The following is a 14,629-nucleotide window of genomic DNA, read 5'->3' as shown; positions in this document are numbered from 1 at the left end:
TATGAAAGCACCTAAATTAATCATCAGCATTTTAGGTCTTTTACTTTTTTTACCCCTGCAAGCCCAGGAAATAAACCTCAACTGGCAGCCAAGAAAAGATCTAAACATTAACCTACCGGCATCCATAAAGATTTATGATGCTTATGGAACTTTACCCGATAATAATCCCGTAAGAGCAATGTATGCTCTCGTAGACTTGAGTGACGAAAATCTAAAATTACGTTCTCTTGGCAGCAATACCATTAGGGAAACCACTAAAGAAACTTATAACAGAGGAAATGGAGTTTTGGCAATAAATGGCGGTTATTTTGCTTCAAATTCTTCGGTAAGTACTATTATTCAGGATGGGGAGGTTATTTCACCTGGACCCAGCGGTGAAATTTCCAGGGGTGCATTTGGAATGAAAAACGGAGAGCCGGAAATCGCCTGGGTGAATTCCGGGGAAAATGATATTCCAATGAAATTTGCTTCTCCAGATATTAATTCAGCTTCAGAAAATTGGGATGTAAGCCAGGCAGTTGGTGGCGGGCCAGTTTTATTGAAAAACGGAAAAATAAATGTAACCGATAAAGAAGAAGGGTTTAAAGGAAGCCATTTAGACCGGCATCCGCGAAGTGCCATTGGCTACAAAGACAAAAACACCCTAATTATTATGGTGGTAGACGGGCGGCAGGAAGCCAGTGCGGGAGTAAGTTTAGGCGAATTAGCACAATTAATGTTAGAGGTTGGTGCTAAAGATGCAGTAAATCTAGATGGTGGCGGATCTTCGGCAATGATCGCTGCCAACGAAATAGTAAATATTCCTGCAGATATTACCGGCGGAAATCGGAATAGTTTAAGGAAAAATGCGGGAGCTTTAGTAATCGCTGAAACCCAGGTGCCGCAACGCCCAAAACCAATAATTTTTGATACCGAAGACAGGAATTATTCTGAAACAGGAATTTGGAACAGCTCAAACCATTCAAATTATTATGGAGAGAGCGCCTCCCGGGTAGCCACTTCAAACAATCTAAATAAAGCTTTTTATACTTTTGAAGATATTAAGCGAAATAATTACCAGTTAGCCGCCTGGTTTAGCGTAAACACTCAAAGAAATTCTGAATTTGTAAATTATATTTTACATAGCGAAGGCAAAATCGATACCCTTAGCATTAATCAAAAATCTCTCAATAATTTAGGGAAATGGAATGTATTGGGAAATTTTGAAATTGGCCCCAGGGATACCCTGGAGATTATAGGAGCTGCCGAAGGAAAATTTATTACAGATGCTATAAGGTTAGTCGCCAAAAAAGATTCTCCAGTACTACCCAAACGCGGAGATTTACGTATCGCTGTAATTTCAGATTTAAATTCTGGATTGGGTGCTGCTAATTACGAATGGCAGGTTGATAGCATAATAAATAGAATTCCGAAGGTTTGGCAACCAGATTTAGTTATTTGTGGTGGCGATATGGTAGCGGGAATGGGAGTTTCTGAAACAGCCCAACTACAAAAAATGTGGAATGGCTTTAAAAAACATATTATAGAACCCCTTCATAAAGAAAAAATTCCTTTTGCTTTTACACTGGGCAATCACGATGGCCCAAGAAGCTACCCCGTAGAACATAAATTTGCCAAAAACTTCTGGAAAGAAAATATTGACAAAACAGGCCTGCATTTTATAGATGAATCTAATTTCCCAAACTACTATTCGTTTATAGCCAAAAACAACTTTTTTGTTTCCTGGGAGGCTTCTTCTTCAAAAATCACGGAAGAAAACCTTGAATGGCTGAAAGAACAATTTCAAACCCCTGAAGCTAAGAATGCACCAAATAGATTTGTAATAGGCCATATGCCACTTTACAGCGTAGCCCAGGAAAGAGATTCAAAAGGTAATGTACTGGAAAATGCTAAAGAACTCCAGCATCTTCTTGAAAAATACAAGGTGAAGACCTATATAAGCGGGCACCAGCATGCTTATTACCCGGGGAAAAGAGGAAAAGTGGAATTCTTAAATACGGGCGCTGCCGGTTCCGGCCCTCGTTCCTGGTTAACCCAGAGCCGAGAACCCGTAAATACTATAACGATTATGGATATTTTTAATTCAAAAGATTCTATTGTTTATAGTACTTATGATATAAAAAAAGACAAAGCTGCAGAGATGAGCTTATTTGAAGAAAAGACTTTACCTTCTGCAATGATAGGTGTAAACGGCTATATGTTGCGTAGGGATATCCCAGACAGTCAAAAATTTAAAGCTTTCCTATCTTCTTTAAATTCCAATGCAGAAAATATTGCCGGCATAGCTCAGGTTGAAGCTAAAATTAAAAACGATAAGCTTAAAATTTCAGGAAGCTACTTCAATATAACTTCAAAATTTTCTGATAAAAAACCCATAGGTATCTATAAAGGAAGACATACCGAAAAGGGCGAATTGCTGAAAGAAGTGAAGCTCAAAGCATCTTCTCCCGGAAGTGGTACCTTTTCTACTGAACTAAAACTTACTGAAGAAATTAAGAGCTATCTTAATTTTGGTGGCATTTATATTCAAATAAATACCGAAAAAGGAAATTTAAGAGCTCAATTATTACCGACTCAAAATAAAGCACCAGAACCTGCTAAAATCACTTCTCATTACCCGAAGAACACTTATGCAATACGCGATATTGAGGCTCTCTACGAAATAAAATGGAGCCAGGCCTTAGATGAAAACGGGGATTTTGTAAGTTATATCTATCAACTATCACCTAATAAGGATTTTTCAGAAATAATTCTTCAGAAAAAAACAGGTAGGGAAACCAGTTTGAAAATGACAGAAAAACAATGGTATGACCTCCTTGAAGATTCTGAAATTGGTGAACAGGTAAGCTTTTACCATCGTGTGTTGGCAAGTGACGGTAGCAATTTTTCCTACTCTGCTCCTACCACTCTAAATTTGATAAAAACTAATGAAGCCTTAGATGATCTTGCGCAAATACCCGCTCCGAAATATGCCTACAAAGGAAAAACAGCTGAATCTGGTGCTGGCTATGGCGCCGAATGGGATCACGAAGGCAAACTATGGCTGGCTGATTACAACCGTGGGTTGATTATTCAAAATTCAAATGATAAAGAGACAGATTTTTCACCCTTAACTTCAGTAGAGATAAAGGGCGAGGTCTATAATTTAAATCCTGTCAACGGAATTGGAGTAGATGTGGACGGAAATATTTTAGTAGGAATTAACCGCAGATTAATTAAGATTGATTCGAAAACCGGGAAAGGGCTTGCTGTTTGGGAAGCACCTAAAGGCGCACGAGCAATTACAGCACCACGCGCAGCTAAAAATGGAGAAATATACGCGATGTCGCTCTTTGGAGAAGATCCAAACTATGTACTAAAACAGCAAGGAGAAACTTTTAAACTGCTAAGAACTCTTGAACTAAAAAATAGAAATTTATCGCGAACTTTTGCTATGACTCAGGATGGCAAAACACTTTTTTTTCCCGATCCTGGCAGCCCTAAGATCCAGGTTTATAGTAGCGAAAATGCTAAAGACTATACTAAGAAGGAGGATATTACCAGCATTTCTGCAGGCTCTAGTGCAATACAGGTTGTAGATAATGCCATTTATGCCGCTGTACGTTCCAGCGGAATTTCGCCTTCGAGTATTCACTATAGAAATGAAGAAAAACAGCAAATGTGGACTTTAGAATTACCTGAGGTTAATGGTGCAGAGCCTCGGGGCATAGGAGTTTCAAAAAATGGGAATACTATAATTTTCTGCAGCTGGGATAAAGGTGGCGGTTATTACGTATTTGAAAAGCTTGGAGAATAAATAGCAAAAAAAACCTCACAGGTTTCGGAAACCTGTGAGGTTTGAGTAAATAACATCGTAGATCTTGAAACGATTTCAGGATCAAAGCTATAAGAGCTTCTTTAAAAACTTCACATCTTCACTTCTTCAGCTTCTGAAGTAGTAAAAAGATCGGTATTTTTAAGGTAGATTAAGCCTTTATCTTCTTTGTTTAAAATCCGTTTGGTTCTTAAGTAGCGATTGTAATTATATTCATCAAAATCTTCGGCTTCGGTATCAAAATTACTAATATGAACCTCGCCCATTGAATGAATAAACTTGTTATCACCAATCCACATTCCTACGTGAATTACGCGTTCTGAAGTAGAATCGGTGGCCGGTTTTCCAAAGAAAAGCAAGTCGCCTTTTTCAAGATTTTCAAAGTTTTTATCGGTATCTACTACATCTCCGGTATGAATTTGCTGCGATGCATCACGCGGAATCACCATTCCGTTTAGAAAATATATGGTTTTAGTGTAACCGCTGCAATCTACTCCTTTAGGAGAAGTACCGCCCCATAAATAAGGTAATCCCATCAATTTATGTGCAGTAGCCACCAAATCTTCTTCAGTTTGATCTAAAGATGCCAGCCATTCTTTATAAGGCTGAGCGTAGGCTTTCTCTACAAAGGCTTTTTTCCCATTTGGATATTCTACCTTATAAAAATTATTTTGTTCGCTTATAAGCTCTAAAATGTTCCCAGCTACAAGATCTGAAACTGTTTGAGAGTCTGAATTTGCTTCGGAATAAGAATTACCCGTAGGCTCGGTAAAAATTAATTTTTCCTGAGATTTCCAATTAGCAAATTCTTCTTCAGTCATATTTTCAATTCCGCCGTAATCTACCCAGGCTAAATAACCTTCCGGAGTTTGAACAAAATACCAACTTCCTTCTTTTTTATAAACCTTAAGCGGCATTCCCAGGGTTGCCTGAGTTACCAATTGCGCCGAATGTTTTGGTTCATCTCTTAGATTTGCCACTGAAATTTTTACAACTCCACGAATCTTATCTTCCAAAGCTTCAGTATCTGGAAGTACCTGAATGCTATCGGTAAACTTGATATTTTCTGACTCTAGCTTTTCTTTTAAAGAATTTACCGCTTCAGGGTCATTAGATTCTCCTCTCAGAATATAGGTTTCTCCATTTTTTTCGGCTGTAACTTCAAAGAGTGCAACCCGTCCATCTGGTGCGTAGTTTTCTTCTACTTCTACTATTTGGTTTTGAAGCGGATTTTCTTCTTTTTTCTCTTCTTTCTCATCGCAGGAAGCGAATAAGAAAAGCGTTAGTAAAAAGGGTAAATAAGGTTTTATTAAATTCATTATTTCAATTTTAGTTTCTTGTTTTCGCCACAAATTCACGAATGATTTTTACTTTTTGGGAAGCTTAGATTCTGAAACGATCCCGAAGCTTCGGGACAGAATGACGTAATATTTCTATTTCTCATACAATTCAACCCCGGTGCCGTTTCTTTTAGGGAAATGTACTTTTTCGTCATAGACTTTTACGCCATCGGCGATATCATTTTTAATTAAAAGTCCGCCGTCCATATCTACATAATCCAAGAGCGGCAATAATTGTGCGATGGCTGAAATTCCCACGGTAGATTCGGTCATACAACCCACCATTACTTTTAAACCGAGTGATTTTCCCTTTAGAATCATTCTTTTTCCGGGCGTTAGTCCGCCGCATTTGGTAAGCTTAATGTTTATTCCGTGAAAATAGCCTGCGCACTTTTCAACATCGCTTTCTTCAATACAACTTTCATCGGCAATAAGTGGCAAAACCGATTCTTTATAAAGTTTTTCCATTCCCTCCCAATTATTGGCTTTTAAGGGCTGTTCCAAGAATTCAACATTTAATTCTTTTAAGGCTTTGGCATTTTCAATAGCCTGATCTACCGTCCAGGCGGCGTTAGCATCTACCCGGAAAATTGAATTTGTATGTTTCCGCAGTTCTCTAACAATAGCTACATCATCTTCGGTTCCGAGTTTAATCTTGTAAAGTGGCCACGGAAATTCTTTAATTTTCTGAACCATCTTTTCTACAGAATCTATCCCGATAGTATAGTTGGTAAGCGGAATATTCTTTAAATCCAGCCCCCATAATTGATAAAGCGGTTGGCGATTTCTTTTTCCGTGGAGGTCATGCATAGCCATATCCAATGCACATAGCGCAAATGGATTTTCTTTTAAATGCGGATAGGTTAACTCCCATAATTCCTCAGGTTCCAGGAGAATATTTTCAGCAATTAAGTCTTCAATATTAAGAATATCGGCCTGCATTTTTTTAATCGTAACCCCGTAATAGGAAGTTGCTGTAGCTTCTCCATAACCGGTAAACCCACGGTCGCTTAAGGAAACGATTAAAGTTGGCTGAACATCCCTGGAACCGTGACTTATGGTAAAGGTGTTTTTTAGTTCCAGGTTGTATGGATGAAATTTTAGTTCCATTTTCTTAAAAATTTAGTCAATAGAAACCTCATCGGTTTTAGCTTTGTATAGGGCGAAAAGGCCTAACATGGTAATTGCGGCGTTGACCAACAAAATTTCAAAACCAAACTGATAGCCGTTTAACCAGGCTTCAGAATTGAAATCTAAAATTACTGAAATTACCGGTGATAAAATGCATACTACGGGTACCCATTTATCCCTAACCGGATTTTTACTCAATAAACCATAAGCGAATAGCCCCAGAAGTGGTCCGTAAGTAAAGCCGGCAACTTTAAATACGGCGCTTACCACGCTGCTATCATTTAGCGAATTAAAAACTATAATTACAATAAACATTAATATGGTAAAGCCAATATGAACCAGTAACCTGGTCTTTTTCTGATTTTTTTCCTTTTTCTGAATATCTAAAATATCAACACAAAACGAAGTGGTAAGTGCTGTTAATGCTGAATCTGCACTGGAAAATGCCGCGGCGGTAATTCCTAAGAGGAAAACAACACCGGCGAGAATTCCAAAGTGATTTAAAGCTAGTAACGGATAAAGATCATCTGTTCTTTCGGGAATGGCTATTCCCTGGTCCATCGCGTATTTGTAAAGTAAAACTCCCAGGGCTAAAAACAATACAGTAGAGAAGAAAAATACGATAGAAAACCAAAAAATATTCTTTTGTGCTTCCCCTATACTTTTACAGGTTAAATTTTTCTGCATCACATTTTGATCAAGTCCGTTCATGGCGATGGTAATAAATATTCCCGCCAGAAAACTCTTGAAAAATGCATTATTAGAGCGCCAATTCCAGTCGAAAATCGTAGATTTTTCGCTGTTAGCCACCGTTGCGAATACATCGGTAAATTTAAGTCCCATATGGTCTACGATCATAAAAATACTGATCACCACAGCTAACAATAAGAAAGTGGTTTGTAGGGTATCTGTCCAAACAATGGTTTTAATTCCTCCTCGAAATGTATACAACCAGATTAAAGCAATGGTGATCATTACCGTTACCCAAAACGGAATTCCAAAAGCATCAAAAAAAGCGATTTGCAACACCAATGCCGCTAAAAATAATCGAAAAGAAGCACCTATTGTTTGGGAAATAAGGAAAAACGAAGCCCCTGCATAATAGGAGTTTTGCCCGAAGCGATCTTTTAAATATTCATAAATTGAAATTAATTTCAATTTATAGAACAACGGAATTAAAACAAGAGCAATCACCGCATATCCTACCATATTCCCCATCACAAATTGCAAATAGGTCCAGTTGGAATTACCGACTTCCCCGGGAACAGAGATAAACGTAACGCCAGAAAGGGTTGCGCCAACCATCCCATAGGCTACCAGGAACCAGGGCGATTGCCTGTTTGCGGTAAAAAAGGTATTGTTATCGGCTTGCCTTGAAGTAAAATGACTAATAGCCAGTAATAAAACAAAATAACCGGCGATTACTCCAAAAACGAGGATAGGGCTCATAAATGATTAATTTATTTCAATTTCTATAAATTCGCTCTGATTACCGGTGCGATCTACAGATGTAATTCCAATTTTTTGAAGTTTAGTTTTCTTCCCTCCTACTTCTTTCTGCAAATCCTGACTTCTTTTTTCGGAATTTAAAATTTTATAATCCCAGTTTCCGGTTTCGTATTTAAAGTATAGCACCCATTTGTGAATATCTTCATCATTTTCAACTCCCCAGGTCATTTCAATCTTATCAAGATTTTCATTCACCGTGACATTTGGAATTTCCGGTGGGGTGTTATCTAACCAGGGACTTGGCGGAACCAGGGTTTTCTTTCTGTAAGGTCCTTCTTTTATAGCTTTTGCCAATTCCTTATTTTTCAACAAGGGACCTATACTCCAATGCACGGCCCCTTTGCTCTGCGGAAGCATTCCGCGGGTAATCATAATTTGATTGATCACTTCGGTAATATGCATTTCGTCACCTTCCCCACCAACATTCATTCCCGGCCATAAATGGCGTTGTTTGGTGTTTTCACTTTGCCACCAGCCCAATAATTCCGGAAAACTCTGCCCAAGCTGACTTATTTTCCAGTATAACTGTGGGGTGTAGTAATCTATCCAACCTTCGTTTAACCAAAGTTTAGCATCGGCATATAACTTATCATACTGGTCGTAACCCTGAACAGATTCAGGATATCCCGGGCGCCAAATCCCAAAAGGACTTAAGCCGAATTTTACATGGGGTTTTTCTGCTTTAATTTCCTCGTAAATTCTTTTGATAAAAACGTTAACGCTTTCTCTACGCCAATCGCCACGAGAAAGTTCCCCGCCAGCAGCCTGGTAGGCCCTCCAGCTCTTATCATCTGGGAAATCTTTGCCGTTATTATAAGAATCGTAGGGATAAAAATAATCGTCAAAATGAATCCCGTCAACATCATAGCGCTTTACAATATCCATCACTACTGCCGAAGAACGATCTTGTGTTCCTTTTTGAGCAGGATCCATCCACCACATTCCATTTTCCAGTTCCACAACAAGACCAGGATTGGTTTTAATGACCGATTTTTCACTGATTTCTTTCCCGGTTGTATGATGAGCACGATAAGGATTTAACCAAACATGTAGCTCTAAACCGCGTTCATGAGCAGCATTAACCCAAAATTTAAGCGGGTCGTAATAAGGATCGGGAGCTTTTCCCTGTTCTCCGGTGAGATAATAAGACCAGGGCTCTATTTCACTGTCGTAAAGAGCATCGGCCTGCGGACGTACCTGGAATACTACTGCATTAAAATTGTGTTCTTCTAAAAAATCTAAAAGTTCAAGGGCTTCTTGTTGCTGTGCTGAAGTTGAAAGACCGGGTTTACTGGGCCAGTTGATATTGGCAACGGTGGCCACCCAGGCTGCCCGGAATTCTTCAATATTTTTTGGAGTATTTGGATCCCATTTAACCTCATCTTCTTCTGGAGTTGCTGGAGCTTCAATTTCCTCTGGGATTTCTTCAACAACCTCTTCAGGTTCAGGTTTTTCCTGTGGTTGAGGTTGAGGTGCATCTTTCGCAGTTTTACAGGAAAAGAAAAACATACATAGTACAAGGAGGCATAGAATGGATTTTTTCATAATTAGGGATTTGGAATAATTAAAGAAAAGTCCTTCAGAATTAATTCCGAAGGACTTTCTAGCTAACTCATATTAAATATATTACCAACCTGGGTTTTGTTCCAGTTCTACTCCCTGATCTCTATACAATGTAATTTGATCTAATGGAATAGGTTCAAGATAAACTCTGGGGTCGTCAAAAGTTCTTAAGGATTCTTCGGCTGAAGCTGGGATTAAATAACCTTCATCTCCTTCTGTTACTTCAAGGTTTTCAAGATCTGCATCAGGATAATTTGATTTGTCTATCCAGGCTCCACGATTGATATCCGGGTACTGAACCATATCTGTATATTCCAGTTTTTCCCAGCGCTTAAGATCGTCTAACCTAAATCCTTCAAATATCAACTCTACCCTTCTTTCTCTACGAATTTCCCAAAGAATAGGAGCAACATCTGGATCTCTTTGGGGATCATCGTAAGTTTGGCCGTTAACGGCCGGCTGATCTCCAGAAACTTCAAGATGCGGAATATTAATTCCAGGTCTGTCTCTTAATACATTAATAGATTTGTCTAAATCTTCCTGGGTAAATGCTGCCCCGCCTACTGTAGAAAGCTCGTAAGCAGCTTCTGCATAATTACCAAGGATTTCTCCATAACGAATAATTGGTGCATCAGTAGGGTTTAAGTTAGAGTTTCCTCTAGGCTCATCTTTAATATCTTCATTTAAGAATTTGTGAGCAGCATATCCTGTGGTAGAATAATTTGCATCTATACCATTAATTCTTAATTCATCTGAAACAAAAGTTTCATAAATTCTAGGGTCACGATTAGCCATTACGTTTTCTATACCTTTGTCTCCCTGATATTGATCAGAAATACCTATAGGTAATCCATCATCTGCTAAGTAAGCTTCAATTCCATCTTTAGAAACACCTGTTTGAGGCTCCATGTTATTGTAACTATTTAGAGCGTGGGTTATCATACCCTCTTCATATTCTCTGTAAAGTAGAACTTCAGGGTTTCCTGAAAGATCTAAAGAATTGAAAACTTCTCTATAATTTCCTAATGAATAGTTGCCGGATTCAATAACCTGTTCAGCTGCCCATTTTGCTGCTTCCAGATATTCAGCGGCTTTTTCATTATTATTCTCATGGTATTTTTGCCAGGTTCCTTCATATAAGAAAACTCTTGACATAAAACCTAATACCACATCCCTGTCCACTTCAAGACCATCATTCTCCACATTTTCTCTTACATTTTCTGCCGCAAACCGGAAATCTTCCAAAACCCGATCCATAACAAAGGTTCTATCATCACGTTTTTTATATAAAACCTCATCTTCATTTTCAGAAAGTTCTTCTTCATAATAAGGAACATCTCCAAAATCTTTTACAAGGTCATGATATTCTAAACCTCTAAAAAATCTACCAATACCTGTCCAGTGGTTAATGGCTTCTTCTTCCATATCTACCCCCTGTACACGATCTATAAAAATGTTTGCTTTACGCACCCAGGCAAAGGTCCACCCTCCACCGGAAGTTGGAACCTGAAGCGTAAACCTTGGTGGATTTGTAGGTGCAAAATCATCATTTAACGATTGTCCTGTAAAATATTTTCCCCAGGTATAACCTGAGCCATACCCTGAAAAATATGCGGTATAAAATCCGTAAGCAAAGGTTTTCACATTCCCCTCACTAGACCAGTAAGTCTCGTCTACAAGGACATCCTGTGGAGGAGTATCCAGAAAATCTTTTTCACAACTTGCAACACCTACCGCAAGAAAGAAAAGAATGAATATTTTATTTGTTATTTTCATTTCAACTAAGTTTTTAAAATTAAAGCGTTACCTGAACTCCAATAGAAAATGATCTTCTAAAAGGATATACACGGCCAAAAGTTGATGTATCATTTAAACCTGCTGTAGTATAATCTACTTCTGGATCTACAGGTATCTGAGCTCCTGTAAATTCAAACAGGTTTTCACCACTTACATAAAGTCTAAATCTTTCTACCTCAAATTTTTCGGTTAGAGAAGTTGGAATGGTATACCCAAGGGTAATGTTCTTCATTCTCAAATAAGACATATCCAACAAATATTTAGATTGTGGTAAAAAGTTCATAGCGTTATTAGACTGTCCCTGGTCATTAGGTCTTGGATAATATGCATTTGGATTTTCTGGTGTCCAATAGTCTAACTGATGCTCATACCAGGCTTCTCCATAACGATATCCCGGAATGAAAACTGGTCCATTAGCCCAGAAATCACGTTTTCCAACACCTTGCATAAACATATTAAAATCAAAACCTTTCCAGTTTGCTCCTAATTGTAATCCATATTGGTATCGAGGTGTAGAATTACCAATTCTTTTCATATCCCCGCTATCACCTACTGTTCTAGAACCAAAATCTACAACGCCATCACCATTTAAATCCTTGTATTTTATGTCACCGGGTCCATACTCAAACCAACCGTTTGTTTCAAAAATTTCCTGAGAAGGAATTCCATCAACTAAATTTCCATCTGAATCAAAATCGTCTTCGGTAAAAAATCTATCGGTTTCGTAACCCCAAATTTCTCCAAGCTCTTTACCTTCATAATAAGAATTAATTCCTTCGGTAGTATTGGCAAATTTGGTTACTTTTTCAGTGAAATCGGTTAAATTTCCTTTTGCATTAATGCTAAGTCCGTTATCAAAAGTATGATTAAAATCAACTTCCAATTCCCAACCGCGGGTTTGGATTTCACCAAAATTCCTTATTGGAGCCGAAGTTCCAAATGAACTTGGTAAAGTTACACCGGCACTATGCATATCACTTATGGTACGCTCATACCAGCTAAAACTTGCTCCTAATTTATCTTTAAAGAATCTGGCATCAAAACCAAGGTCTAAAGTAGTAACAGTTTCCCAAGTTAAATCTGCCGGTAATGCACCCGGTGTACCGGTAGCTAACTGGTTTTCACCATCTATTAACCATCCAGAATTATACGAAGACATTGTTCTGTAAATATTAGAAATTAATGCATTTTGATTACCTACAGAACCATAAGAACCTCTTATTTTAAAGAACGATAAAGTAGGCTTTAAAGAATCCATAAAGTCTTCCTGGGTTACAATCCAACCGGCAGACATTGATGGGAAAAAAGCCCATTTTTCATCTGCAGAAAGCCTGGAAGAACCATCATATCTACCATTAAGATTTAAAAGATATTTATCTTTATATGAATAGTTTATACGAGCAAAAGCACCTAAAGTGGTCCAGTGTTCTCTGTCTCCACCTACAAACTGATCACCTGTAGCTAAGTCTAACTCTCCCTGTTCAGGATTTAAAAGGTCTCTTCTTTGAGAAGATTGAGCCCATAATTCAAATTCTTCAGCATCACCACCCACTGTAACTTCAAAATCGTGATCATCAGCTATATTAAGATCATATGTGGCAAAAGCTTTTGCCGTATTCCTTCTACTCCAGGAAGAATTATAAACTACCCTGTCATAAGCAGGACTGGTGTAAGGTTCATAAACCAAATTTGGACCAGTAGCCCAGAAGTTATAAGCCGAAACAGAGCCTCCAACCTGGTGTTCATGTCTATCTACACCATCATGAGTATAATCAAAATTAATTGCCAGATTTTCTATTGGATTAATAGTAGTTCCTAAATTAATTCTGGTTAGTGCCCTGTTATTCTCGTTCATATTAGCTTGGGTAACTTCATTAATATGGCTTCTAAAAGGATTACCTTCATATGTTCCATATGGATAGTATGCCGGCCATCTGGTAGTATAATACCAGGCATCATAAGTTGCAGAGCCAAAAGCAAAAGGCTCTGTAGTTCTGGTATTTGTGTAAAGGACCTTAGCCCTTACATCCATCCAGTCAGTAATAGAAGTGTTAACACTTAAGTTAAGGTTATATCTTTCAAATTCATCAGGGTTTGTTTTATAAACACCTCCCTGTTCTAAATAACCCAAACCTACGTAGTAATTTGTTTTTTCACTACCTCCGGAAACTGACACATCATGTTTTTGTTGTGGAGCCCATTCTTTAACAAACATTTCCTCCGGGTTCCATGGTCGATAGAAAAATAATCTACCATCCCTAATTTCAAAATCACGTCCTTCTACCATTTCTGGTCCAAGATCCTGACCTCCATAATTAGTTTCCCAATCCCTCATTCTTTCAATAGCGGTATCATCTAAAAACATATTAACCAGTCCAAATGCATCCAAGGAAGGGATTCTTCTTCTCACCGCAGCAAAAGCCATTTCAGCTCCCTCAGCCGCAGGTGCTACCGTGGGTGTATTAGTTGGTGTAGACCAGGAAATGTTATTTGAGTAATTTACAGTTGGTGCCTGGCTTCTTCTACCATTTTTAGTAGTAATCAAAATAACCCCCCAGGCAGCTCGCGCTCCATAAATAGAAGTGGATGCCGCATCCTTTAAGACAGAAATATCTTCTATATCCTGTGGGTTAATAGATTGAAGGCTCGAAACCTCTACGTTATCTACTAAAATTAGAGGTTGAGCTCCACCACCACCGGGACTTAAGGTTCCTACATTACCACGTAGTCTAATGGTTGGGTTCTGACCTATTTGACCCGTTGGAGCAGTAATTGTAACCCCGGGGCTTGCACCCTGCAATCCTCGTGCAACATCTGTAATTGGTCTTGAATCTAAAACCTCTGCATCTACAGTAGAGATTGCGCTTGTTACATTACTTCGTTTTTGACTACCATAACCAACTACTACAACCTCATCGAGGCCTTCGGTATCGGTTTGCATAGTAATGCTAAAGTTAGTTTGATCTTCTACGGTAATTTTTTGTTCTTGAAATCCCAAAGACGAAAAAACCAGTACTATACTGTTATCATCTGGAATACTCAAAGAAAATTGTCCGTCAAAATTTGTAACAGTTCCTGTTGAAGTGTTCTCTACAAATACATTTACCCCTGGAAGAGGTATCCCGTCTGTATCAAAAACTTCACCAGTAACTTCTCTCTCCTGTGCCCAAGCCTGAATTGAAAATAAGCAGACTAACACTAAAATAGATTTACGAAAACGTTTTCCCATCATAATACATTAACAATTAATTATGAAACAAACATATCATATAAATTTTTTAATAGCAACTAAAAATTGCAATAATCTACTTATTTTGCCGTTTTTTTTGCTCTAGTATCCTAATTTTTGCTATTTTTAATTGCACACACGGAATTTTAATAAAAAAATAGTTTTATTTTAAAAACTCTTAATTCAGAAATTTTAACATATTAATTTGATTCAAATTAATTTTGTTATATACTGTTCTTTAATCCA

The 14,629-nt window shown here is 38.1% G+C and carries 7 protein-coding genes; 1 reads left to right on the top strand and 6 read right to left on the bottom strand.

From position 1 onward, the window contains the following. The first annotated feature begins 1 nt into the window (after nt 1). Nucleotides 2-3,796 (top strand): phosphodiester glycosidase family protein, encoded by a 3,795-nt coding sequence (locus AO058_RS04280; RefSeq protein WP_075325398.1) that lies wholly within the window; start codon nt 2-4, stop codon nt 3,794-3,796. A 110-nt stretch (nt 3,797-3,906) separates the two neighbouring features. Here AO058_RS04280 and AO058_RS04275 read toward each other — a convergent pair whose 3' ends face one another. The 6 genes from AO058_RS04275 to AO058_RS04250 form a co-directional block, all read right to left on the bottom strand. Further along, a complete protein-coding gene (locus AO058_RS04275) occupies nt 3,907-5,133 on the bottom strand; it encodes a C40 family peptidase (RefSeq protein ID WP_075325397.1) in 1,227 nt (408 codons plus the stop codon). A gap of 114 nt (nt 5,134-5,247) precedes the next feature. Beyond that, the gene (locus AO058_RS04270; RefSeq protein WP_075325396.1) at nt 5,248-6,264 is read right to left on the bottom strand and encodes a dipeptide epimerase; all 1,017 of its coding nucleotides are present in this window, start codon (nt 6,262-6,264) and stop codon (nt 5,248-5,250) included. A 12-nt stretch (nt 6,265-6,276) separates the two neighbouring features. Next, nucleotides 6,277-7,734 (bottom strand): sodium:solute symporter, encoded by a 1,458-nt coding sequence (locus AO058_RS04265; protein WP_075325395.1) that lies wholly within the window; start codon nt 7,732-7,734, stop codon nt 6,277-6,279. Nucleotides 7,735-7,740: 6 nt separating this feature from the next. Further along, nucleotides 7,741-9,339: a glycoside hydrolase family 10 protein gene (locus tag AO058_RS04260; protein WP_075325394.1), complete on the bottom strand. Its 1,599-nt coding sequence runs from the start codon at nt 9,337-9,339 to the stop codon at nt 7,741-7,743. An 81-nt stretch (nt 9,340-9,420) separates the two neighbouring features. Then, nucleotides 9,421-11,133 (bottom strand): RagB/SusD family nutrient uptake outer membrane protein, encoded by a 1,713-nt coding sequence (locus AO058_RS04255; RefSeq protein WP_075325393.1) that lies wholly within the window; start codon nt 11,131-11,133, stop codon nt 9,421-9,423. Nucleotides 11,134-11,152: 19 nt separating this feature from the next. Then, nucleotides 11,153-14,353: a SusC/RagA family TonB-linked outer membrane protein gene (locus AO058_RS04250; protein WP_232228888.1), complete on the bottom strand. Its 3,201-nt coding sequence runs from the start codon at nt 14,351-14,353 to the stop codon at nt 11,153-11,155. Nucleotides 14,354-14,629: the final 276 nt, after the last annotated feature.

The organism is Salegentibacter sp. T436, from assembly GCF_001932675.1.
GTDB lineage: Bacteria > Bacteroidota > Bacteroidia > Flavobacteriales > Flavobacteriaceae > Salegentibacter > Salegentibacter agarivorans.
Note: the sequence above shows the minus strand (reverse complement) of the source record. Positions and strands in the feature narration are given on the sequence as shown.